We start from the raw sequence: 26116 nt of genomic DNA, 5'->3' as shown, positions 1-26116 counted from the left end.
AAATCTACATAAAAGAAGTTACAACGATCAATTTTTAGGTTAACCTAATAATTATTTTTTGTATATATAATTAATTTATTAAGTTTGTAGTTATAAAATATTTTGATTTATGAAAAGAACATTTTTACTATTAACTCTTATACTGTGCTTCAAGATTTCCTTAGGACAACAACAGGCTAGCATTCATGGACAAATAAAAAATGAAGCGGGAGCAATTCCCGGAGCCACAGTACAAATACCGTCTTCACAAACCGGAGATGTGGCAGACGCTCAGGGGCGTTTTAGCTTACCCAACCTGGATCCGGGAGATTATAAGTTGGAGTTTAGGTCCATCGGCTATAAGCCAGTAGTAAAAACTGTAAATGTCGCCGCAGGACAAAGCCTGGAGCTTAATATTACGCTTGAGGAAAATAGTCTTGGTCTGGATGAAGTCGTAGTGACGGGGACAATGAAACCTACTTTTGTAAAATCATCGCCTGTTAAGGTAAGTGTCGTTACTTCTGAATATTTCAATACATTTACGCCCGCGGCAGCCTCTTCCGTTGTAGAGGGTATCAAGCTGGTTAATGGAGTTCAGGAGGTTGTTGCTTGCGGAGTATGTTTCACCAACAGCATCAGCATAAACGGTCTGCCAGGGCCATATACCGCTGTACTTATGGATGGTACACCTATATATGGCAACCTGGCTTCTGTCTATGGTCTAAATGGTATTCCAAGTATGATCATAGATAGATTTGAGGTTATAAAAGGCCCGAGTTCCACACTATATGGCTCGGAAGCCTTAGCAGGAGTAATAAACATTATCACCAAAGATCCTGAGGATCAGCCACTGCTTTCAGTTGACCTTATGGGTACCTCGCACCTCGAATCATTTGGCAACTTATCAGCCGCCCCGTCAATTGGTAAATCAAATGGATTTATTGGTCTGAATTATGCTTATATCAACGATTTTGATGACAGAAATAGTGATGGTTTCGGAGATATGGCTAACCTGGACAGGTATTCATTATTTACTAAATGGAACATTCATCGCCCAAGCAATAAGAAATTTACGGTAGCCGCAAAATACTACTATGAAGATAGAAGAAACGGGGTTGAAGAGTTTTTGACTGACCGAAACTACCAGGAAATACGCGGTAGTGATGAAATTTACGGTGAAAGCATCTACACACACCGCGCTGAGCTTTTTGGCACATATGAGCTTCCCTCTAATGCCAACCTAAAAATCGACTATTCCCTGAGTCAACATTTACAGGACAGCTACTATGGAGCCGATTATTACGAAGCAGAACAAGGAATTGCCTTTGCGAATTTTATTTGGGACAAACAATTAAATGATCACTCCATACTTGCCGGTATTACTTCAAGATATCAGCATTACGATGATAATACAGTGGCTACTATAAATTCTGGTACTGGCAAAAATTCACCAGATAATCAATTTATTCCGGGTATTTTTCTACAGGATGAATGGGCTGTATCTGAAAAATTATCGCTTTTAACAGGAGGTAGACTCGATCACTACACATCTCATGGGGCAATTTTTTCACCTCGTGTCAATGCCAAATATAAACCCGGCAAATGGACTACTTTAAGAGCTAATTTTGGAACCGGTTTTAGAATAGTGAACCTGTTTACTGAGGATCATGCTTTTATTACAGGACAAAGAAGTGTAGAGATAGTAGAAGAGCTTAAACCAGAAAGATCACTTAATGGAACCCTTAACCTCAACCATGTATACTCCATAGGTAAAAGTCAGGGGACGGTGGATTTTGATGTGTACTACACCTACTTTTCTAATAAAATAATACCCAACTATGATGATCCTAATAAAATTATCTATGCGAATACAGATGGTCATGCAATCACCAAGGGTATAGGTATAAATGTAACACATGACTTTTATTTCCCTCTTGCAGTAAATGTGGGGTTCAATGTACAGGAAGCTACTCAGACAGAGCCCAATGACGAAGGTACGCTTGAAACCACTTCTATAGAGTTTGCCCCTGAATGGAGCGGTGTAATCACAGCAAATTATACCTGGGCACAACCCAAGATTAATATAGCGTATACCCTAAGGCTTACAGGCACAATGGCTCTGCCCGCTGTTTATGATGTAGGATCGGATGGTGAACCATTATCTGAGCCGCGATCAACCACTTCCGAGCCCTATATGTTTCATAACATTCAGTTTTCCAAAGAAATATCCAAGGCCTGGTCTGTTTATGGAGGAGTACAAAATCTATTTGATTATGTTCAGCCGATATCGCCACTCACCGGATTTAATGACCCAAATACACCTACGGGCTTTAGTCCTTACTTTGATACCGCATACGCCTATGCACCCATCCACGGACGCGAGTTTTATTTGGGGGTAAAATGGAATCTGTCAAAAGCACGTTAATCCTGAGGATAACTATCGATAATGTGTTGAGAGACGATTTTATAAATTTCAGCTACGGCTTCATTCTTGTTCAAAAACTCCATGTGTTTGTCAAGTGTTTCAAAATCATGCCTCCGGGCCGGGCCAGTCTGAGACTTGCCTGGCCCAAGCTCAAAGCTTTTATTGATGGTCTCTGCTATCAAAGGATGAAGCAAATCAAAATCCAGCTTGCTACCTGATAAAATATCCTCAGATATTTTCATGAAATGGTTAACAAAATTACAGGCAAAAACAGCCGCAACATGTAGTGCTTTACGGTCTCCTGAATTTACGTGTAGAACCTTCCTGCTTATAGCCTTGCCCATGGTAAAAAGCAGCTTCTCAGTAGCCGAATCTTCAGCTTCTATACATATGGGCACATGGGTGAGATCTACCTTTTTTTGTTTACTAAAAGTTTGTAGGGGATAAAAAACGCCAATGTGTTCACTGGCAGCGTAAGAGAGCAGATCGATAGACTTAGCTCCTGATGTATGTAGTAAAATAGCCTGCTCCGGCAGAATTATTTCACGTGCGATCTCCGAAATGATATCATCAGGAACTGCTATAATAAAATATTGGGACGGACTATTCGAGAAATCATATCCTTCATTAACCTCAGCCTGATAGAGCCTGTTCACCAAAGCCCTGGAACTCTTTGGAGACCTACTGCAAACCTCTTTAACCGGGTATCCTGCATTATCCAGTGCAGGAGCCAGATGCCATGCTAAATTACCGGCGCCAATAAAAGAAACATAATTGTTATTTAACATCATGCCAGGGTTATGTTCAAACTACTCCATTCCCTTTTCGCGCATCTTTTTAAACTCACTATATCGCCGGTTAATGGCAATACCAAAACCGACCATTAGCAATAGTGTACCGAGCCACAGAACATTTATGAGCGGTTTTTCCATAGCTTTTAGCACTACCCAATCCTTTTGTCTGGTATTGGCTCCAATAGCCATGCTGTTTTTTTCCGGATAGATATTTAATAGTGTCAGCTTCAATCCAAGGTCACTAACTTCATCAGAAATGCGCCCTACCATGCCATTTTTTATTAAAAAAATCGGCTGTACTACGTATTCCGCTTCTTCTCCCTGAATAGTAACAGTAGCTTTAACAGCAACATCTTCATTATTAAGCTCTACACCTTCTACTTCAGGTATCCTTTCTAATTTATCTACTCTCGCCACATAATCGTTCACGAAGAAGTTTTCCTTCGGAGATACTTCAAACTCCTCCATATCGCTCCATTCCATTTCATTATTAGGGTCTCTAATAGAAGAAACATGAGTATACAGATCCTTGTCAAATCCTCTTTTGATATCAGGTGAAGCAAGTAAACCGCCCATAGATTCATTTACCTGAGCACGAGGATACAGGGTAAACTTCTCACCCTGCTTATTGGTATATTCTATTTCGTAGTACGTATTTTCCGGAGCAATCTCTATGGTATCATTTTTCTCAAAAATCACCTCTCCGTCAGCTACAATATCTCTCTTGGCAATAACCATATGTGGCAAGCCTGTTTGTCTTATATCATTTCTGTTGATGTAGCTCGATATATCAACCGGCTCGAGCCTCTCTCCCTTATATTTCAGGCTATAATCAGCCATCTCTTTCGGCTCATTGATAAATAGCAATAAGTTCTCATTATTGAATTCGGTTGACGATTCTTTTGAGATTAGCATCCCTGTTGTATTAAGGGATACTACTTTGGAATACCCGGCTGAAAACATTATACCTATTAACATCAAGCCTACTCCTATATGTGTAACCGCTCCTCCGGATAACTTTGGATTCTTCTTTAATACGTTAAAAAGAATTTTGGCATTTGCCACCACTGTATAGACCCCTGCAAGCAGCAGCATAATATATATTGGGTCTGCGACATTCTTAATTACCACAATAATTGTTGTAATAATTAAAGTAAATACAATTGGAACCGTAAGGCTGCTCCACAACTGCTCCTTTTTCATATTCTTCCACCAAAAGAATTGCCCGGTACCTGAAAGTAGGGCTACACACACTGCAAACCACAATTGAAACTTGGAATAGAAAGCAATTTGATCAGCAGGTGGAGCTATGTTTGATACACCACCAAAAAGTTCTACTATGCTATTCCAAACGGGAATAGATGTAGGTATCAGGACTTGGAAGCCCATCAGACATAAAACCAAAGCCCCAATAAAGATCCAAAATTCCCTTGAGTAGGTAGATGCTTCTTTCTCAGAATAAGGCATTTCCTTCCACCTTACTACTGCCAAAATGATTGATCCTAATGTGAAAAATAAAAGATAAATAAGCAATTGCCCTGATAGTCCAAGGTCCGTAAAGGAGTGTACCGAAGAATTCCCTAATATGCCACTCCTTGTTAAAAAGGTAGAGTATAAAATTAGCACAAAAGTAGTAACAACCAATACTATGCTTGCTTTGAGCGCCGTGTCACTGTTTTTAAAAGTGATCATGGTATGAATCGAAGCTACCAGAAATAACCACGGTACATAGACAGCATTTTCTACCGGGTCCCAGTTCCAGTAACCGCCAAAGTTAAGCGTTTCATAGGCCCAGTATCCGCCCATCAAAATTCCCAGCCCCAGAATAGCACCTGAGAATAGTGCCCATGGCAGTGCCGGCCTGACCCATTCGCGGTACCTTCTTTTCCAAAGCCCTGCAATACAGAAGGCAAATGGAATGACTGTGGTTGCAAAACCTAAAAATAAAGTCGGAGGGTGTATCACCATCCAGTAATTCTGTAACAGGGGGTTAAGTCCGGTTCCGTCTTTAGGCACAAAGTTGGGTTGTTCCTTAAAAATCGGAGCATCGATTGCATCTCTTAATAAGATGAAAGGTGAACTACCCAATTTTACGCTCACACCAGGTATTACTACACCCAGGATCATTGATGCCAGAAATACCTGGACCAATGAAAACACTGTCATAACAGGAGCCTCCCAGAATTTATTGGTCAGAATAACAATTACACCCAGTAAAGCATGCCAGAATAGCCATAATAGAAAGCTTCCTTCCTGTCCTTCCCAAAAGCACGAGATCATATAATGAGTAGGAAGTCTTCTGGAGGAATGGCTCCAGGCATAGTGATACTCGAAGTAATGATTATATATGATATAGAAAAGGCTAAAAACTACGCCAACAACAGCAACAGTGTGGAGGTAAAACGCCACCCTCCCATTTATCTTCCAGGATTTTTCGTGTGATAACTCTTTGGCCTGTGAGGCCTTAAAATAACAAAAAGCTGAATATAACGCGCTTATAAAAGCTAGAATAACAAAAAGGTGACCAAGGCCACCAATAAACTCATGTATCATAAAAATTATGCATTTTTCCTTTTCACATTTCCGCCTTTACAGTGTTCTCCTGATATTTTGAAGGACATTTCATTAAAATTTTTTCCGCTACAAAAAGATCGTTTTGATATGCACCAATAACCACAACCTTTTCTGATCTTTGAAAGTCCGTAGGCATGGGCTCATTATAAAAAACCTTCTGTTCCCTCTTATTGTCATCTACCATGATAAATGAAAATGACAGTTTATCAGCAGAAGGTTGGATGCCAATAATTTCACCACTTTCTTTTTTTAGCTCTCCAACAACATGTATGCTACTTTCGTTGCCATTAAGAGCCATTTCCTGAGCTGTATCGAAAGTTACGTAAGAACTTGCATCACCTGCAGTTGTGATAATGATACCAATGGCAGCTGCTATAATAACGATACCGATAATGTGAGAAGTTTTCATAAGCTTCAATGATTGATCAAATACTTTACAAAGTTAGGTTCAAAATGGTTTCTAAGTATCATTATTTAATAACTGTTTCTCTATCCTGCTTACTTTTTTGTCAATTACAATTAGATACGCAACCAACCCTCCAAGAATAATACATATTACCCCGGTCAGGACATATATTTTTCCTTCTTCACGGAACCTGTCCGCCATTTCAACTTCTTCATTTGCATAATCGCTCTCGGTAATTTCTATTTTATCCTGAGCATTTACAAAAAATGACGCCAGGCAGAGAATCAGCAATAGGCCAATCTTTTTCATCAATCTATAATTTGTTCAAGTTTTCTAATACGTACTCTCAATGTCGCTACCCAGACTCCCAGCATTGTCCATCCAATTACAGCGGGGTAAAAAACCATCCTCAACCGGCTGTCCAGATCATAGGCATTGAATCCAGGATTCCCCCCATTGCCGGGATGGAGCGAATCAGTAAGTCTGGGAAGTATAAATAGAAGGGGGATAAGGGCGAAAAATGCGAAAATATTATAAACAGCACTTATTCTAGCCCGTTGTTCATCATTATCCAGCGAGCCTCTGAGAATGAAATAAGCAAAATAGATAAGTAAGCCAATGGCTGCACCATTCTGTTTAGGGTCTCCACTCCACCAGTCTCCCCAGGTAAATTGAGCCCATAGCATACCGGTAAGTATGCCAAGCATGCCAAAAATCACACCAACATTGGCAAATTCAATGGCAAAATCATCATACGACCTATTAGAACGTAAAAGATAAAGAATAGAGTAAGCCACTGATACCCCTAACATCAGTATCATCCCAAACCACATAGGTACGTGAAAATATAGTGCCCGAATAGTCTCATTAAGAATGACTAATCTTGGTACTTCAAATAAAAGTCCGCCTACAACAACATAGAGAAGTAGTAGAACCGTTAATATTTTCCACCACGGTTTACGCATAAGCCCTTAAAAATTAGCTGCGCCAAAGATACGGGAATAAGAGATAAGAAACCGCCCCGACTATTAGATTAATTGCCAGCAGAGTTAGCATTTCATCAAAGCTTGCACTTCTTTCGATACCATCAAGGGCATTTTTTGATATTTTTATAACCATAAGTAACATCGGCAAAATTACAGGGAAGCCCAGAATGGCCATTAGCGTCTGATTATTATTAGCTTTTGATGCTATTGCAGAGATCATTGTTAACGCCGAAGAAAAGGAAATTGCACCCATAAGCAAGTTTACTACAAAAAGTAGAGGGTCCTGGATTGGATTGCCAAGCACAACAGCGTACATTGCAAATCCAAGCATAGCTAAAACTAGCATTAAAATAGCATTATAGCATATTCTGGCAATGATGAGCGTTTGTGGTTTAATAAGCCAATAGTAGTATAAGAACTTTCCCTCTTTTTCCTGAATAAAGCTTTTGGCTACAGCATTAATGGCTGTAAACAACAGAATTATCCAAAACAATGCATTCCACGTAACCGGATTGAGTTGATTGGCTTTGACATTAAAACTCAGATAACAGATAAAAATGGTACTCACTAAGTATAATAGAATACCATTAATGGCATAGCGCTGACGCCACTCCAGGAGTACTTCTTTTTTTATAAAATTTATTACTCCATTCAAGAATGGGTCCTTTCGTATTGTTTTAAATAGCTATTAAATTCTCTGCCAAAGGCGATAAACAGACTTATTAAAAAACCGATTAAGCCCCCTACTGCAACTGAGAAGACAGGTCTTGGGCTCACTGGACGTTGATAGGCATCAAAATCTTCGACTATTTCTACTGCCTGGTTAAATTCCAGTTCTTCTTCTAACTGTTGTTTTTGTTTAATAAGTTCTAAAAGCGCGGTGTATACTTCCCCGGGGTTCATCAACACAACATTGTCTTTGTTAAAATTTTCGGATTGATAAAGTCCTCTTTTCAGACTATCAATCTGGTTAATTTCCTCATCCAATTTGGCAATAAAACCTGCGTACTGCTCACTTTTTAAATCTATCCTTTTTTTAACATAGGTATTATGGGAAAGATAGTGCAACATTCCTTCTTCCAGTTCAGACCAATGATCATTTGAAAAAGACTCAACTTTAATCACGTAGAAAGCATATTCTAGTTTTTTATCTGCGTTTTCATCCGTAGGCTCAATTTCCACACTCTGAATATACTCCGCAACCTTGGTTGAAAGGTTAAGTTTTTGAGCTAAACCTTTATAATTATTTTCCTTAATAAGTTGAGTAAGGTTCTCATTGATTACCTTCAGTAAAGACTCGTTCAAAACAGTAGCCCTAACTACTATTTCACTCTGATAAACAGCTGGTTTGAGATTGTAATACAATAACCCAAGCAAAAGCCCTACTATTGTTAGCAAGGCAATAGTAATCTTATTTCTCAGAAAAATATTTTTTAGCTTAACGAGTAGTTCTGTTAGGTCAATCTCATCAGTTCCTTTTTCCGACATATCTGTTTTTATCTAATTTAATTGCAAGTTTATTAAAATAAACTAAAGAGTTCTAATGCTCTATATAATTATTACATTTGTGCCAAAATTGACCTCGTTTTGTTGAGCATAGGTTAAGTTATTTAGGTTTTAGAGTAAAAATTTACATATATATATGGATTCAATACTGGTTACAGGGGCAGCTGGTTTTATTGGCTTTCATCTTTGCAAAGTTTTATGTAATAAAGGGTATAAAGTCACCGGCATAGATAACCTCAATGACTACTATGATGTTAACCTGAAAAAATCAAGGCTTAGTATTCTGAAAAAAGAAGAGAATTTCAATTTCCAAAAATTAGATCTTGTAGATCAAGAAGGCATAGAAAAGCTTTTTAAGACAGGCAACTTCTCTTATGTGATAAACCTGGCTGCCCAGGCTGGCGTTCGTTACTCCTTAACAAACCCAAGGGCATATATAAAAAGCAACATTGACGGTTTCCTCAACATTCTGGAAGGTTGTAGACATAGTGATGTTAAGCATTTAGTTTATGCATCATCAAGCTCTGTCTACGGGGCTAATACGAAAATGCCTTTCTCTGTCGAACATAATGTAGACCATCCTCTATCATTATATGCAGCCACAAAGAAGTCTGATGAATTGATGGCACACACCTATTCCCATCTCTACAACCTACCAACAACCGGACTTCGTTTCTTTACTGTTTACGGCCCATACGGGCGTCCTGATATGGCTCTTTTTTTATTTACCAAAGCCATAATTGAAGGCAAACCTATTGATGTATATAATCATGGCAAAATGTTAAGGGATTTTACCTATGTTGATGATATAGTTGAAGGGATTGTAAGGCTAATACCAACTATCCCCTCCGGCAACCCTGATTGGGATGGAAATAAGCCTAATCCATCTGATAGCTTTGCTCCTTATAAAATCCATAACATTGGCAATAATCAACCTGTCGAGCTAATGGAATTCATTAATGCCATTGAAGACGCATTAGGAAAAACTGCTATTAAAAACATGATGCCTATACAACCAGGTGATGTGCCTTCAACATATGCAGATGTTGATGCATTGACAAAGAGTGTAGGGTTTAAACCTAATACCGCTATTAAAACAGGGATTCAACAGTTTATAACTTGGTATTTAGACTATTATAAGATCAAAAATTATAAATAAATGAAATTAGGAATTATAGGGCTCGGTTACGTTGGCCTTCCATTGGCGGTTGAATTTGGAAAGGTACTTGATGTAGTTGGATTTGACATTAACAAGAAACGCATAAATGAACTTTTAAATGGTGAAGACAAAACACTAGAAGTAGGTAAAGAAGAATTATCTCAAGCAACCCGATTAAGCTATACCTCAAATGTTGCAGAACTTGAATCAGTTGATATTTATATAGTAACTGTACCTACGCCAATTGACCAATTTAAAACCCCTGACTTAACACCGCTAAAAAAAGCAAGTGAAACAGTCGGCAAAGTTTTGTCTAAGGACAACATAGTTATATATGAGTCAACCGTGTTTCCTGGTTGCACTGAAGAAGTTTGCGTACCCATTCTTGAAAAAGTTAGTGGTCTTAAATACAACAGTGATTTTTATTGTGGATATTCACCAGAAAGAATAAATCCAGGCGACAAGGAGCATAGATTAAGCTCTATAAAAAAAGTAACAAGCGGAAGTACTCCTGAAATTGCAGAAAAAATAGATCAATTATACGGCACAATTATTACTGCCGGCACCCATATGGCTTCATCAATCAAAGTCGCTGAAGCTGCAAAGGTTATAGAAAATTCTCAGAGAGATCTCAACATTGCTTTTGTGAACGAATTAGCAATGATTTTTGACAAAATGAATATTGACACCCATGAGGTGCTTGAAGCTGCGGGGACAAAATGGAACTTTCTCCCATTCAAACCAGGGTTGGTTGGAGGACATTGTATAGGTGTAGACCCATACTACCTGACTTATAAAGCTGAGAGTTTGGGTTATCATCCACAGGTAATTCTATCCGGTAGAAGAATTAATGACAATATGGGTATATATGTTGCCAGTAAAGTCATTAAATTAATGACTAAGAAAAATAACCCTATAAACAATAGCAATATACTTGTATTAGGCGTTACATTCAAAGAGGATTGTCCTGACATCAGAAATAGCAGGGTAATTGATGTAATCCGTGAATTGGAAGGCTTTGGTGCAAATGTTCATGTATACGACCCCCAGGCTGACATAGAGGAAGTAAAGCATGAGTATGGACTTACCTTAATATCAGAACCGAATATAATTTACAATGCTATAGTACTTGCTGTTGGGCATAAAACATTTAAAGCTATAAACCTTAAGAACATTTCAAACGAGGCTACTGCCATTTATGACATAAAAGGTTTTTTTAGCAAAGAAAATATAACGGCGCGACTATAATGGAAAAAGGAAAAATCATTGTTACCGGAGGAGCCGGTTATATAGGTTCCCATACATGTGTCGAACTTATTAATGCCGGCTATACGCCGGTAATTGTTGATAACTTTTCAAATTCTGAAAAATTTGTAATAGACAGGCTTGAAGAGCTCACAAAAGCAGAAATTCATTTAGAGGAGGGAAATTGTAACGATCTAAGCTTTTTAAAATCTGTATTTTCCAAGCATAGTGGGATTCAAGGAGTTATTCATTTTGCGGCTTATAAGGCAGTGGGGGAATCTTCGTCCAACCCTATTAAGTATTATGAGAACAATCTCGTATCTACTATTAACCTGCTTAAAGTGATGGAGCATGAATCGGTTAATAACCTTGTATTTTCATCATCCTGTACTGTATACGGACAGCCTGATATTTTACCTGTAACTGAAGAGTCTCCAATAAAGCCTGCTGAATCACCGTATGGCCGTACTAAGCAAATTTGTGAGGACATTATCTCGGACTTTTGTAAAGCTAAAAGTCACTTCAAGTTCATTTCTCTAAGATACTTTAATCCTATTGGAGCTCACCCATCTGGCTTAATAGGTGAACTGCCTATAGGCGCGCCTAATAACCTTGTTCCGTATATTACACAAACTGCCGCGGGCATGAGAAATCACCTCACTATTTTCGGAGATGATTATAATACAACAGACGGCACTTGTATCAGGGACTATATACATGTAGTTGACCTGAGTAAAGCCCACATTGCTGCCTTAACTAAAATGGTCATAGGTAACAATATACAGCAAAAAGAAGTTTATAATATCGGCACAGGAACTGGGCACTCTGTAATGGAAGTGGTGAAAGTTTTTGAAAAAGCAACTAAGCAAAAATTGAACTTTGTCATTGGAAAAAGAAGGGATGGTGACGTTGAGAAGGTTTTTGCGGATGTTACAAAAGCTCAACATGAATTAAACTGGAAAACCGAACTTTCTCTGGAACAATCACTAATAGATGCCTGGAACTGGCAAAAAAACATATCAAGTATAGAAACCCATTAAATACCAAATATTGTGAAAGGAATAATACTCGCAGGTGGCTCTGGCACAAGGCTTTATCCCCTTACCAAAACCATTTCAAAACAAATGTTGCCCATATATGATAAACCTATGATATATTATCCTTTGTCTGTTTTAATGCTTGCCAATATAAAGGAAATACTAATCATAACAACCCCTGAAGACTCAGAAGATTTTAAGAACCTGTTATCTGATGGCTCTCAGTTGGGTTTAGACATACAATATGCTGTGCAGCCTTCTCCAGACGGTCTGGCTCAGGCTTTTATTATTGGTGAAGATTTTATTGAAAATGACTCTTGCTGCCTAATACTGGGAGATAATATTTTCTATGGTTATAATTTCTCCAAAACATTGATACAAGCAGCTCAAATGCAGGACGGGGCTACTGTATTCGGTTATTATGTTAAGGATCCGGAAAGGTATGGAGTTGTAGAGTTCACCGAGGACAACCAAGTGGTATCCCTTGTGGAAAAACCCCAAAATCCAAAGTCAAACTACGCTGTAACCGGATTATATTTCTATGACAACACGGTTGCAGAAAAAGCTAAGCAAATCAAACCATCATCACGTGGTGAACTGGAAATAACTGATTTGAATAATATGTACCTCAAAGAAGGCAGTCTTAGAGTTGAATTATTGGGTAGAGGTATGGCCTGGCTTGATACCGGAACACATCAAAGCTTACTTCAAGCTTCTAACTTTGTAGAGTCAATTGAGGAAAGGCAAGGGCTTAAAATAGCTTGCCTGGAAGAAATTGCATTCAGGAAGGGCTACATTAGTAAAGCACAGCTAATAGATCTCGCTCAGCCGTTATTAAAAAACCAATATGGACAATATTTGACAAAAATAGCTGAAGATAAAGTATGAAAAATATATTAATAACCGGCGGTGCCGGATTCATTGGATCCAATTTCGTTCCATATTTTCTAAATAAATATTCTGAGTACAATCTAATCAACCTGGATAAACTAACTTATGCTGGTGACCTTGTAAATTTAGAGGAAGTAAAATCTGACGATAGATATACATTTGTTCAGGGAGATATTTGTGACAGGAGTTTAATTGAAGAACTTTTTAAGCAGTACAACTTTCAGGGAGTTATCCATTTTGCAGCTGAATCGCATGTAGACAACTCCATTGAGGGACCTGAAGCATTCATCAACACAAATATCAATGGCACATTTACCTTAATTGATGTTGCTCGTAAATTCTGGATGAATGCCCCTTTCGAGAAAAAGAATGAATTCAAGGAAGCACGCTTTCATCATATTTCCACCGATGAAGTTTATGGCACTCTTGGAGAGACAGGTTTTTTCAAAGAAACTACGCCGTATGCTCCAAACAGTCCATACTCTGCCTCAAAGGCTTCCAGTGACATGCTGGTAAGGAGTTATTTCCATACCTATGGCCTAAATGTTGTTACAACTAACTGCTCCAACAACTACGGTCCTAAACAGCACGATGAAAAGTTAATACCTGTAATTATTCAAAAAGCCCTGAATGGTGAAAACATCCCTATATACGGCGACGGGAAAAATATAAGAGATTGGTTGTATGTACTGGATCACTGCAAAGGCATTGATCTTGTCTTTCACAAAGGCAAATCAGGAGAGACATATAATATTGGAGGAAGAAATGAGAGAAATAATAATGAAGTAGCTAATACAATTTGTGAAATACTTGATAAAAAGAGCCCAAGAAAAGATGGGCTATCGTATAAATCGCAGATTACTTATGTAAAAGATCGTGCTGGCCATGACAGACGATATGCTATTGATGCCTCTAAAATAGAAACTGAACTAGGTTGGAAAGCAGATGAGAATTTTGTCACAGGTATTGAAATAACTGTTGAATGGTTTCTACACAAATATTATAATTATTAAAAATGTTAACAGAATATTTATTCCAAAATTCTACTGTACAAGCAAGTGATTAATTTTGTCTTTACATCCTAAACTCCGGCTAACTAAACATAAACTGATACAATTTATATTATGAGTATAGAAATTTTAGATTGCACACTCAGGGACGGTGGATATTATACAAACTGGAATTTCCCACAAGACCTCAGCGAAAATTACTTCACAGTCCTTAATACTCTACCCATTGACTATATAGAAGTAGGATATAGAAGTACACCTATGGCATTCTATTTTGGTGAGTATTTCTATTGTCCTGAATATTTATTAAAAAGAATTAAAGAATTGTGTCCTAAGAAGAAATTAGCAATCATTCTTAATGAAAAAGATACCACTTCTGAGGATTTAGATTATCTCCTAACTCCATGCAAAGGAATAATAGACTTGGTTAGAATGGCTATTGACCCTGCTAATTTTGATCGCGCAGTAAGTTTGGCAAAACAAATCAAAAACATGGGATTTGATGTGGCATTTAATGTCATGTACATGTCCGAATGGAAAAACAATCCAGCTTTCCTTGACAAGATTCCAAGTATAAATGGATTAGTCAGCTTCTTCTATATGGTTGATTCTTATGGAGGAATATTACCTGATGAAATAAAAGAAATCACAAAAATCGTACAAGAAAAAACAAATACCTCTCTTGGGTTTCATGGACATAATAATCTTGAAATGGCCTTGATAAATAGTTTAACTGCTATTGAGTGTGGGTGTAAAATTATTGATTGTACCATAACAGGTATGGGCAGGGGTGCTGGTAACTTGAAGACTGAACTTCTCATTACATATCTTGCATCCAAGGGATTAATTAATGCTCAAGACAATGGTCTTAGTGATCTGGTTTCAAATTTTGAGTATTTACAAAAAGAGTATGAATGGGGAACTAATTTGCCGTACATGATTTCTGGAGCTTATTCTCTTCCCCAAAAAGATGTTATGTCATGGATAAGCAAGAAGAGGTATTCAACTAGCAATATTATTAATGCACTAAACAACAGAATAAATAAATCTAATGACACAACAAAACTTCAACCATTAAAAAATATTAAACAAGATCAAGCCATCATTATTGGAGGAGGAACCTCTGCATCTTCTCATTTTAACGCTATCAAAGAGCTGGTTCATGAAAACCATAACCTGACAATTATCCATTCTAGTACCCGGAATATTACCGCCTACAATACAATAGAAACTGAACAGTACTTCTGTTTACCTGGTAATGAAGCATACAAATTGACTAAGTATAAGTCTATCTTGTTATCAAATGATTACAAGTTTGTATACCCACCTTCACCTAGACAAATGGGCACTTATTTACCGCCCTTTATATCCGATGATGCCTATGAATTAAATGAAATTAATATTGTAGAAAAATATAAAGACAGCCCTCTAGCTATTGCATTACAAACTGCTATTGAATTGGGGTGCCAATATATAAACTTAGTCGGTTTTGACGGGTATTCTGATACAATAGATACAACTCAATTTGAACTAACTCAAGAGAACCAATATATTATCGACTCCGCAAATAAACTTATTAAACTGACATCATGGACACCAACAAGATATAAAAATATTAAGGTTGTTTCAATCTATAGTTTGCTTAAATAAACATCTATAGTTTGCTTAAATAAACAATTGAGAAGTGTTGATCCATTATATTATAACATCCCGAGAGTTTACTAAAGAGTTAATTGCTCTTGCATGCAATAAAAATAAATTTTAGCATGTAGAAGTGTCAACATTAAAATACTCTAGAAACTACTAATACAAAAGAAGCATAAAGGTTATACTAATGAAAGCCTTAATAAGTAATACCACATTATTATCCTTAAAAGTTTTAATGTTAGAAAGGTACAATCTATTGTTTATATGTATAGTTTATTTATTCTCCATATCCTGTACGGATGAGCTAGATAGAGTACTTCATGATCCTAATGATACTATTGCTTTACACCCCCCATCAATATATTTCAACATCAATGATAGTTCTCAAAACTATTTAAGATATACAAACCGTCTTTGGCAAGGCATACCTAGCATTGAAAGAACAAAAGAGGGTGTACTATGGGCAGTATGGTATAGTGGTGATGTAAATGAAGGAACGGACAATTATGTTACTGTCTCAATGAGTAAGGATGACGGTCTAACATGGCAGAAAAATGCAATTATAATTGAGCCTGAACCAGGTGTTAGAGCTTTTGACCCAACGATTTGGTATTCAGAAAAAGATCAGCATTTGTATATCTTTTGGACTCAGTCATATGAATTTTGGGATGGTAGAGGTGGTGTTTGGTATATAAGATCTCCAGGGTTAAAGTCTGAGGAAGACCATTGGTCAACTCCGAGGAGGATATATGATGGTGTAATGATAAACAAGCCAATTCAATTACTTGACGAAAGAATACTGCTTCCTGTTTCCATTTGGGGAGATATTTACCCTGGGGTTCATCATTTTAAACCCCCTCATCCGGAAATACAACATAAGGCCGGAGTGAATGTAGTAAGCACCACAGATTTTAATAAATTTCACCTTGAGAGTATAATTAAAGTCCCAAAAGCTATCAAAGAAGTTGATGAACCGCAACTAGTTGAAATAGATAAAAATGTTATTCACGCCATCCTCAGAACAAAAAAAGGAACATTCTCATCAACTTCTTTTGATAATGGATACAACTGGTCACCGCTCTCTTCTATAGATTTACAGCCCACCACAAATTCTCGGTCACATATTAAAAAACTCCGTTCTGGAAATTTTCTATTTGTTCAAAATAATAGTTTGGTAAGAGAAAAGTTAACTGTTTATTTGTCAAGAGACAAAATGAAAAGTTGGGAGTCACTAATAATAGATGAGAGAATGGGAGTCTCATACCCAGATGTAGCTGAGGGTGAGAATGGAAATTTGTATGCAATCTATGATCGAAGCAGATCGTACGCCAAAGAAATCATTCTCTGCAGATTTAATGAGAAAGACATAATTACAGGTAATAAAAACGGGATCTCCTGTAGTATTATAGATAACGCTAGATGAATTTAAATAAGCTTTTCCTCAGGCTAATAAATTCAGCCATTGCAATGACATGGGGCAGTTTTCTAGCTCGAGCTATAAATATTATTGTCCTCCTGCCTCTAATTCTTTCCTCCTTTTCCTCCCAACAAACCAGCATTTGGTTTCTATTTTTGACAATATTCAGCATTCTTCAACTTGCCGATATAGGTTTTACTCAATCCTTTAGTAGGGCGATATCATTTGCAATGGGTGGAGCCTCAGAGATCAAGGATTTAAGGACAATAAAAGTAAGTCCCCAACAAGCATCTATGCCAAACATCGACCTTGTTTCAAAGCTGTATGGTTCAATGAAAAGAATATATCTATGCTTAGCATTACTTTCATTTATTCTTATCACTGTATTGGGGACTTGGTCATTAATAAAACCAATAAATGATCTTGACATCAAAGAAGCCGCCTGGATATCTTGGGGTATAATTTTAGTGTCCGCGCCAATTTACATTTATGGGATCTTATATACGACGTACCTTATGGGTACAAATAATATCGCTCTTATCAAAAGATGGGACATCATAACCAACATCTGTTCCGTGCTAGGAGGCTGCCTAATCATATTGGCTAATGGAGGTCTTCTGATGTTAGTAATAAATAATCAATTTTGGCTAATTATCATAGTCATACGGAACTCACTACTATGCCGAAAACACCAACTTCGTAATAAAGTCAACCATATTAGTCAGTTCAATTGGAATATTTTCCATCAAATTTGGCCAAGTTCTTGGCGAAGTGCCATTGGTATTATTATGAGCTATGGAATTGTACAATTCTCAGGAATCTATTACGCACAATTTGAAAACTCGCAGGAAGTAGCATCTTATTTGTTAGCTCTTAGGATCATAACGATATTATCTGACTTCTCACGAGTACCATATTATAGCAAGTTACCATTGTTAGCTATTTTAAGAGCAAGAAATGAATTTAAAGAGCAATTAACCGTCGCTTCTAAAGGAATGATATTATCATATTGGATACTTGTAATTAGTATAATAATAATAGCTCTAACATCTGATTTTTTTATTGGCCTAATAAATAGTCAATCTCCCTTTGTAAGTAGATGCTTGTGGATAACTATGGGAATTGGTGTTTTTTTAGAAAGATATGGGGCTATGCATATTCAATTGTACAGCACTACAAACCATATTATTTGGCATAAGGCAAATGGGATATCAGGATTGATATATATAGGATTTGTAATAATTGCTTTTAATGAATTAGGGGTATTTGTTTTTCCAGTAGCTCAAATTGTTAGTAACTTAGCATTTTATAGTTGGTATTCAGCGCATTACTCCTTAAAATCATTTGAGTTAAACTTTTTTACCTTTGAAAAAAAAGTAGCTATTCCTCCTGCTTTAGTTCTTTTTATTTTTGGAATCTATATTTGGTTTATGTGATGTATAAAATCTATTTCTTCGAAAACGACCTCGCTTCATTTTATGAGCTCAAAAAAAATAACAAGAATTTAGTTGCCATTAAATTTGATTCAGGGGAAGGACTTCTGACAAAATTTAACCATTACATTAACGTTGAGAATGAAATTTTTGTTGAAGAAAGTATCTTGAATTCCATAAAAAAAGAGTACCCCAATACAATAACCGGCTTTAACTTAATACCTGTAAAATCAAAAACAAACATTCCTTCTAGGGATACTTCAACAAACTTTTTCATTTCAAACGATACTCATGTTTATTTATTCAAGAATATACTGAAAGAGTTAAACCCCAAGAATTACAATGTACTTAATTCAATGTTAAAGTTTGAGAATGCATCAACAGCACTTAATAATCTGCACATTAAGTATCAAAATTTTAAGTTTTTCCCTTCTAAAGAAGACTTAAAAGAACAATTGGTAGTCTCAAATGATTGGGGACCAGTCGAGAGACTTTTAATTTATCATTTCAAAAAACAAAACCTACCAACTTATTGCCTTCAAGAGTCTATAATAGATTTTAATGACTATTTAAGAAGAATGGAATGGTGCGATTATCCAATTTTTCAAGGTATTGTTTCTTTAAAATCAGTGGTACGCGATGTAAATTTTATTGGAGGAAATCCAAGATACGAAGTAATTGAATGTATACCACGGCCATCTACTAATCGTGTAATGATTAACGTTAACTTTACTTATGGTATTTTTGAGGAAGTCAGAGAAAGTTGGGTGAGTGATATTATAGACGTAATGAATGTTAATAAAGTAGAGTATATAATATCTCAACATCCAAGAGACTTGGGCGATATGAGTAAGTACAACTGTGTTAAATCGGGTGCTGCAATAGTACATAAGACGTTACAAGAGAGTTCCATTCTAATTTCCAGATTTAGCTCTCTAATTCATGAAGCAATTGCAATAGGCCGCCCCGTAATATATTACAATCCCCATGGTGAGCAAATGAATTACGATTTTGAGCCAGATGGGCTTAATATTATCTCAGCAAGTAATAAAAGGGAACTCACATATGCCATACAGGCATTATCCATAAACAATTATGGTTCTACCATAAATAAAACTTTTCATAAAAATTATCTAGCACGTCATATTGGTATAACAGAAGAAAAAAAACCCTCGACTAGGATAGCCGAAATATTAAAGAGTAACTACATTCATCAGCCAATAACTGACAACCGCTTGTCACTTAAAATCAAAGGGAGAATTTTGCGCTCCTACATGAAGTATTTATTAAACAAAATCAATGGTTGATGCTACTAAATAAAAACTTAGATGTCTCTATTGTATCTGCGAACTATAATAATGCGCCATACCTTGAGGTTTTTTTAAACAGCATATTAGAATCAACGTATTTGCCAAAAGAAATTATTATTGTTGACGATAAGTCAACAGATAACTCTTTAGACATTCTTTCCAAATATTCTATGTCTTATGACATAATAACTGTTATAAAATTAGAAAATAATCAAGGCTTTGCAAAGGCTCTTAATATAGGGCTAGAAAAAGCAACAGGGAAATATGTAGCAAGGATAGACCCAGATGACTGCATGCATCCGCAGAGAATTGAAAAGCAATATTTTTACCTTACAAACCATCCCTCTATAACCGCAATTGGGAGTAACGCATTTTATTTCAAACACTCAATTAAAAATCAACTTTTCAAATCAAATTTCCCGGTCAACACTCAAATTATTCATGATAGGTACTTAAAAGGCGAACACGGGTTACTGCACGGCACCGTAATGATCAAATCTGACATAATTAAATTATATCAATACAGACAAAAAAATGTACCAGCAGAAGATTATGATATTTTCAGCAGAATATTGAGAGATGGACACATTTTTTTTAATTTTAAGGAATGCCTTACAGGGGTTAGAATACATTCAAATAGCGTCTCAAATAGTTTACCATATAGTACAATAAAAAAGACTTATGATCTAAGAAAGGAAATATTTAATAAAAGCACTCCAAAAATAAAAATCTTCATTATGTATTTTCACATGAAGTTTTATAGAAAATACCTTTTTGAAGACAATAAGGTAAAAGCTATTTACTATTTAGTAATTTCCTCAATTTTTAGACCTGATAAAGTGTTTAGGAAATTTAAAATATGGTAATGAAAATAAGCTTAACTAAAGCCAATTATTACGTTGTTTTAATAGCATTATTTTTTGATTGTTTAATTAATTACTTCACACATGTTCCTATATTATTTCCAACATTAGGAATATTATCTTTCATTATTACTACTACGTCAAAAAATATATTTTTTGTTTATGTAATAATAATTTATTTCGCATGTACTTTCTTAAAGGCTCTGGCTATATACGGATTCTATGTAAGCAATTTAGAAGTATTAAACATTATCGTTTATATAGCCTTTCTATCCTTATACAGTAGGAATCTCAAATCGCTGAATCCTAAACACTCCATCCCTCTTTTCCTTATATCCTTGATTCTATTGGCACCAAGCATTCTGGGAATAAATGCCGGAGAACTAGTCTCTACAATTAACGCAAGTGTTTCTCGTGAAGAAATTGAATACCTGCGTAGCTACAATAATGGTCTTTTCAGAATACCTCAAACAGCATCATATATATTTGGTTTTTTGTTTGTGTATTTTTTACAATGCAGTAATCGAAAAATAAATAGATACTTCATTAGTTCTATATTAAGCCTTAGTTTATGTGTATACATAGGGGCAAGAACTATCCTGGTCGCTTTTATGATTGCTGTGATCCTTTATTACTTCAAACCGAAGTATATTTTACATTTCATTGTTACAGCCCTCTTGTTTATTTTATTTATATTAAATATAGACTTATTCTTGGAAGTAACTTCAGGTTCCGTTCTGTTTCAATATGTCTCTTTCTTTTACTCATTAACCAATAACATCACTGGGTTGTCACGAATTCTCATTTGGACATCATGGTATAAAGAAATTATCGATTTTTCCTTTCTAGAGATTTTATTTGGTAAGTCTTTTCATCTGTCACTTGAGGCAAACTTGAATAGGTTAGGAATACCAATTTGGTTTCATAATGATTTTTTTAGTATTATGTATTCATATGGATTGGTTGGTTTATTTCTATATTTATATTCATTTATTTGGTTGTTCTCTACTTATAAAACGTCCATTAAAAATAATATCTTCACCTATATTCTATTTATGACAACCATACTAAGCGCTTTCTTTAATGGGTTTTATTATTACCTAACTCCTTTACTATTATTTATACTGTTCTTATCCATCAAAAAGAGTCGTGAACAATCTGCTTAAAAAAACAACTACAATAAAGGAAGTAGTAAATAAAGTGGGCAAATGGACAATAGTAGCTTTTATTATTGCTTTGCCATTTTCAATGCTTACTACTAATCTTTGTCTTGTGATTCTACTCGTTTTAGGAGCAGTAAACTACAAGAGTTTTAACTATAAGAACTGGTTGTTTTTTGCTTATGCTCTTTCCTTTATATGGATTGTAGTTGGCCTTTTCTATTCCAATAACCTGGATATTGGCATCAAAATTATAGAAAGACGGTTTTCGTTAATTGCTATTCCATTTATCCTTTTTTCAGGGATATTCAAAGCCTCTTATTTAAAAGAAATTAAAATAGCACATGTTATTTCCTGCAGTATAGCAATGCTCATATGCATTGGTGAATCCATATATCAAAACTACACTGAAATAATTACATTAAGTAAAGCATATACTTACTTAAATCCCTGGTACTTTTCCAACGAACTTCTGGTTAATCCATTGAATATACACCCTACTTATTTAGCCATGTACTGTGGTTTATCACTCTTTTTTATTCTATCCTATTTGATCTCGTCTGTTAACTTTGGGGTTAAAAAGATTCTTCTCATCATTTTGTCCTTACTCCAGTTCTATTTTATAATCATGCTTTCATCTCGTACTGCCATTTTTGCAGTTAGCATCGGGATTATTTACATTTTTATTAAACAGTTCAACAGGTATAAATTTGTTATTGCAGCCTTATCCTTTTTTATAATAGCTTCACTTATAGGACTAAATATACGGTACAATAAGGTAAATCGCATAAGAGTTATTGAAGCACTGGACTTCTCTAAATCCTTCTCCGAAAATAGATTTGGAGGAAGATCACTACGCATTAATATGTGGAAAGCTCTTCTCGACTGCATGGATTTTAACCCATGGCTAGGAATGGGTACAGGAGAGGTTCAGCCTTATTATAACCGTGCTTATGAAAGAAACAATTTGCAAATTGCTGCAGAATTACAATATAATGCACATAATCAATACATAGAAGTTTTTATGTACCATGGGATAATTGGTCTCTTCTTCTTTTTGTTTGTTCTCTTTGAATCGACGAGAAAAGCTTTGATATGTAAAGATTATGTTTTTACATCATTCCTCATTCTCATTTCACTTATATTTGCAACTGAATCGGCCCTTCATCTACACAAAGGGATAATGTTTATTACATTTTTTAATATTGCCTTCTATTTGAGAAACCGTTCAAAGACTATATCAATTAAATCTGATTTGAAAAAAAGAATTGCAGTGATTGGAACCGCTGGCATCCCAGCAAAATACGGAGGGTTTGAAACTCTCGCAGAATGGCTAGTCAAAAGCCTAAATCAAAAGTTTGATTTTACCGTTTATTGCAGCTCATTTCACTATAAGCAAAAACCTAAATACTTTCATAACACTAAACTTGTATATTTACCTGTTAATCCTAATGGAAAATCTAGTATCTTATATGATTCTTTATGTCTTATCCACTGTTTAAATAAATCAGATGTAATACTTATTCTTGGTGTCAGTGGAGCTTTTCTAATACCAATCATTCGAATTTTTAGCTCAAAAAAAATTATTGTAAACATTGATGGACTAGAATGGAGAAGAAACAAATGGGGAAAACTTGCAAAGATATATTTAAAGCTACAGGAACAATTGGCGGTTAAATATTCACATAAGATAGTGGCTGATAATTTGGGAATTCAGAAGTATGTTAGTAGTAAATATGGCCGAAAAAGTAATTTGATAACATATGGAGGAAGCCACGCCGAAGGTCACAGTTTAACCATTAAGACCTGTAATAAATATGGAATTAAACAAAAAAAATATGCATTTTCAGTTTGTAGAATTGAACCCGAAAACAATATCCATATAATTTTAGAAGCATTTTCCAAAGTTACTTCTTATAAACTCTTAATTGTTGGAAACTGGAACTCAAGTAGCTATGGAGAAGCGTTAAAGGAAAAATATAAAAATTGTGACAATATACTAACGATTGATCCCATTTACGACCAACATGATCTCAATGAATTAAGGAGTAATTGTTGTATATATGTTCATGGACATAGTGCAGGTGGCACAAACCCTTCACTAGTGGAAGCCATGTGGCTTGGGCTTCCAATATTGGCATGGAATGTAAATTATAACAGATTCACAACTCAAAATAAAGCTTTATATTTTAATTCAACGGACAAATTAATATCGCTTTTGCAGAGCTTAAAAACTCAAGCGGAGCTTGATTTAATTGGTAAGAATCTTCAATTGTTGGCCTATCAAGAGTACTCATGGGAAAAGATTGCTAGATTATATAGTGAACTTCTAAAATAGATTGAGTTCTTTAGGGAAGCTATCCATTATATCTTTTTAAGATTTAGATATTTCCTTACCTTTGCGCATCTAATAAACCCTAGATGACTTCGATTACATTAGCAATAGCTACATCATTCATCATTACTTTTTTGGTGATCCCGGTGATCATCAAGTTTTCGAGAAAGAAAAAAAAGATGATGGATACCCCGGGAAGAAGGAAAATTCACAAAAAAACAACCCCATCACTGGGCGGCATAGCCATTTTTCTGGGCTTTTTTGTATCTCTTGTTATCTGGATGCCCATCGACGGTTTTCAGGATTTTAAGTTCATTCTTGCAGGGGTTTCTATAATTTTTGTTGTAGGTATGAGGGATGATATTGTTCCTCTCAAGCCTATTTACAAACTAATAGGACAGCTCATTGCGGCCTCAATGGTAATCATACTTACTAGCACAGGTCTGCATTCCTTTTATGGACTTTTTGGTGTTTATGAGTTACCGGAATTTGTAAGCTACCTACTTACTATCTTTACCATCATTGTTGTCACCAACTCCTTCAATCTTATTGACGGGCTTGATGGACTCGCAGGTACAATTGCAACGATAGCCTTATCTACATTTGGTATATGGTTCTTTTTGGTAGGAGAAACATTAACGGCTCTGCTTGCTCTAAGTATGGTTGGTGCGGTGGTCGCCTTCCTAACATTTAACTGGGAGCCTTCAAAAATATTCATGGGAGATACCGGAGCCTTGGTAATTGGCTTTCTATTCTCTGTTCTTGCCATCAATTTTATAGACTTTAACTATCAACTCCCTAATACAAGTCCATATAAATTTGAAGCTTCTATTACCACCGCAATCTGTATTATTATTATCCCTTTGTTTGATACACTAAGGATTTTTATCCTCAGGCTATCCAAAAAGCAGTCTCCGTTTACACCGGACAAAAACCATATGCATCATGCTTTGATGCGCCTGGGTCTTACGCACTCCCAAACGGCAATTGCACTGGGAGCACTAAATATAAGTTATATTGTTTTGGCTATTGTTTGCTATAAGCTTGATGATGCAATCTTTCTACCCCTTATCCTGGTATTTTCAATCATTCTTAGCTTAACTCTGGACTTCCTGATCATCAGGAAATTAAACAGATCTTAATCTTAAAAGCATCTTAAAAGCCCAGGCACAAGAAGCTGCCGTTCAGCAGATTTTCTTTATTGTAGCTAAAAACTTCCGGTCCTGTTCCCTTTAAAACCTTGCCTCCTGCACTTTCAAGTACCGCCTGTCCGGCCGCTGTGTCCCACTCCATTGTAGGGCCATGCCGATAATATATATCTGCCTTTCCTTCAGCTACCATGCAAAATTTAAGCGAGCTACCCACGGAAATATCATTAACCACATCATACTGCTCCAGTACGCCTTCCTCCTCAGGGGATGCATGTGATTTACTTCTTACTGCAATTCTTTGTCCGGTGGAATTATTAACTTTTAGATCGGCTCTCTCTCCTTTCTCGACTTTATAGGCACAATCCCCCTTAATACCGACATACAAGCTGTCATGTACGGGCGTATAGATAAAACCTGCGACGGGCGAGTGTTTATGCATTAAAGCAATATTTACTGTAAACTGTCCATTTCTGTTGATGAACTCCTTTGTTCCATCCAGAGGGTCGACCAACCAGAAATATTCAAAGTCCTTTCTGTCCTCATAGTTAAGCTGATCTCCTTCTTCAGAAATGATTGGAATATCAGGATACAACTCAAGGAGTCCTTCCATGATCACTTCGTGTGAAGCTTTATCCGCAAGTGTCAGTGGCGAATCATCCTTTTTATAGTCAACATCGCCTGCCAGCTCAAGGTCATTATATATTTTTAATATGGCTTTTCCTGCTTTACGTGCCAGATTGATAAGTTCTTCTTGCTGTATATAAATTTCCATAAAACAAAACTACACA

Annotated in this window: 21 protein-coding genes; 13 read left to right on the top strand and 8 right to left on the bottom strand. The window is 36.1% G+C overall.

All coding sequences use genetic code 11. The features are described from left to right. Positions 1–109 precede the first annotated feature (109 nt). Positions 110–2404 (top strand): TonB-dependent receptor, encoded by a 2295-nt coding sequence (locus LVD17_RS10880; protein WP_233766716.1) that lies wholly within the window; start codon positions 110–112, stop codon positions 2402–2404. Here the strand turns inward: LVD17_RS10880 and LVD17_RS10875 are convergent. Genes LVD17_RS10875 through LVD17_RS10845 form a run of 7 tightly spaced genes read right to left on the bottom strand, consistent with a single transcriptional unit; the run spans position 2401 to position 8652 of the window. After that, positions 2401–3195: a Rossmann-like and DUF2520 domain-containing protein gene (locus LVD17_RS10875; RefSeq protein WP_233766714.1), complete on the bottom strand. Its 795-nt coding sequence runs from the start codon at positions 3193–3195 to the stop codon at positions 2401–2403. The two genes, LVD17_RS10880 and LVD17_RS10875, sit on opposite strands and share 4 nt — an antisense overlap. Before the next feature lie 18 nt (positions 3196–3213). Then, complete coding sequence (gene ccsA / locus LVD17_RS10870) at positions 3214–5751, bottom strand: cytochrome c biogenesis protein CcsA (protein WP_233766712.1); 2538 nt, start codon at positions 5749–5751, stop codon at positions 3214–3216. A 22-nt stretch (positions 5752–5773) separates the two neighbouring features. Further along, positions 5774–6181 carry a cytochrome c maturation protein CcmE domain-containing protein gene (locus LVD17_RS10865; protein ID WP_233766710.1) on the bottom strand — a complete coding sequence of 136 codons (408 nt, stop codon included), beginning with the start codon at positions 6179–6181 and terminating at the stop codon, positions 5774–5776. Between the two features lie 51 nt (positions 6182–6232). After that, positions 6233–6487: a CcmD family protein gene (locus LVD17_RS10860; RefSeq protein ID WP_233766708.1), complete on the bottom strand. Its 255-nt coding sequence runs from the start codon at positions 6485–6487 to the stop codon at positions 6233–6235. Next, on the bottom strand, positions 6487–7143 hold the full coding sequence (gene ccsA / locus LVD17_RS10855; RefSeq protein WP_233766706.1) for a cytochrome c biogenesis protein CcsA: 657 nt from the start codon (positions 7141–7143) through the stop codon (positions 6487–6489). The genes LVD17_RS10860 and ccsA (LVD17_RS10855) overlap by 1 nt, the downstream gene beginning before the upstream one ends. Before the next feature lie 13 nt (positions 7144–7156). After that, on the bottom strand, positions 7157–7819 hold the full coding sequence (locus LVD17_RS10850; protein ID WP_233766704.1) for a heme exporter protein CcmB: 663 nt from the start codon (positions 7817–7819) through the stop codon (positions 7157–7159). Continuing rightward, the gene (locus LVD17_RS10845) at positions 7816–8652 is read right to left on the bottom strand and encodes a GNVR domain-containing protein (RefSeq protein WP_233766703.1); all 837 of its coding nucleotides are present in this window, start codon (positions 8650–8652) and stop codon (positions 7816–7818) included. The genes LVD17_RS10850 and LVD17_RS10845 overlap by 4 nt, the downstream gene beginning before the upstream one ends. A gap of 154 nt (positions 8653–8806) precedes the next feature. Here LVD17_RS10845 and LVD17_RS10840 point away from each other — a divergent pair, with 154 nt between their 5' ends. The 12 genes from LVD17_RS10840 to LVD17_RS10785 all read left to right on the top strand — a co-directional run bounded on the left by LVD17_RS10840 (position 8807) and on the right by LVD17_RS10785 (position 25319). Further along, positions 8807–9829, top strand: a complete 1023-nt coding sequence (locus tag LVD17_RS10840) for an NAD-dependent epimerase (RefSeq protein ID WP_305039606.1) — start codon at positions 8807–8809, stop codon at positions 9827–9829. After that, the gene (locus LVD17_RS10835; protein ID WP_233766701.1) at positions 9830–11077 is read left to right on the top strand and encodes a nucleotide sugar dehydrogenase; all 1248 of its coding nucleotides are present in this window, start codon (positions 9830–9832) and stop codon (positions 11075–11077) included. Beyond that, positions 11077–12114, top strand: coding sequence for a UDP-glucose 4-epimerase GalE (gene galE, locus LVD17_RS10830; RefSeq protein WP_233766700.1), 1038 nt, complete (start codon positions 11077–11079; stop codon positions 12112–12114). The genes LVD17_RS10835 and galE overlap by 1 nt, the downstream gene beginning before the upstream one ends. Before the next feature lie 12 nt (positions 12115–12126). Further along, a complete protein-coding gene (rfbA, locus tag LVD17_RS10825; RefSeq protein ID WP_233766698.1) occupies positions 12127–12999 on the top strand; it encodes a glucose-1-phosphate thymidylyltransferase RfbA in 873 nt (290 codons plus the stop codon). Next, a complete protein-coding gene (rfbB, locus tag LVD17_RS10820; RefSeq protein ID WP_233766696.1) occupies positions 12996–14015 on the top strand; it encodes a dTDP-glucose 4,6-dehydratase in 1020 nt (339 codons plus the stop codon). The genes rfbA and rfbB overlap by 4 nt, the downstream gene beginning before the upstream one ends. 111 nt (positions 14016–14126) lie before the next feature. Further along, a complete protein-coding gene (locus LVD17_RS10815; RefSeq protein WP_233766694.1) occupies positions 14127–15662 on the top strand; it encodes an aldolase catalytic domain-containing protein in 1536 nt (511 codons plus the stop codon). 184 nt (positions 15663–15846) lie between these two features. Next, a complete protein-coding gene (locus LVD17_RS10810) occupies positions 15847–17082 on the top strand; it encodes a sialidase family protein (protein WP_233766692.1) in 1236 nt (411 codons plus the stop codon). Then, complete coding sequence (locus LVD17_RS10805; RefSeq protein ID WP_233766690.1) at positions 17079–18512, top strand: hypothetical protein; 1434 nt, start codon at positions 17079–17081, stop codon at positions 18510–18512. Before LVD17_RS10810 ends, LVD17_RS10805 begins: the two co-directional genes overlap by 4 nt. After that, positions 18512–19816 (top strand): glycosyltransferase family protein, encoded by a 1305-nt coding sequence (locus LVD17_RS10800; RefSeq protein WP_233766689.1) that lies wholly within the window; start codon positions 18512–18514, stop codon positions 19814–19816. Before LVD17_RS10805 ends, LVD17_RS10800 begins: the two co-directional genes overlap by 1 nt. Next, positions 19816–20685, top strand: a complete 870-nt coding sequence (locus LVD17_RS10795; RefSeq protein WP_233766688.1) for a glycosyltransferase family 2 protein — start codon at positions 19816–19818, stop codon at positions 20683–20685. The genes LVD17_RS10800 and LVD17_RS10795 overlap by 1 nt, the downstream gene beginning before the upstream one ends. A gap of 1146 nt (positions 20686–21831) precedes the next feature. Continuing rightward, a complete protein-coding gene (locus LVD17_RS10790) occupies positions 21832–24180 on the top strand; it encodes a DUF1972 domain-containing protein (RefSeq protein WP_233766687.1) in 2349 nt (782 codons plus the stop codon). Between the two features lie 83 nt (positions 24181–24263). Next, positions 24264–25319 (top strand): MraY family glycosyltransferase, encoded by a 1056-nt coding sequence (locus LVD17_RS10785; protein ID WP_233766686.1) that lies wholly within the window; start codon positions 24264–24266, stop codon positions 25317–25319. 13 nt (positions 25320–25332) lie between these two features. On the opposite strand, the gene cysQ is transcribed toward LVD17_RS10785, so the two are convergent. Further along, the gene (gene cysQ / locus LVD17_RS10780) at positions 25333–26100 is read right to left on the bottom strand and encodes a 3'(2'),5'-bisphosphate nucleotidase CysQ (RefSeq protein ID WP_233766685.1); all 768 of its coding nucleotides are present in this window, start codon (positions 26098–26100) and stop codon (positions 25333–25335) included. Positions 26101–26116: the final 16 nt, after the last annotated feature.

Origin of the sequence: Fulvivirga ulvae, from assembly GCF_021389975.1 — a bacterium.
GTDB classification, from domain to species: Bacteria; Bacteroidota; Bacteroidia; order Cytophagales; family Cyclobacteriaceae; genus Fulvivirga; species Fulvivirga ulvae.
This window is presented reverse-complemented; position numbering and strand designations above follow the sequence as displayed.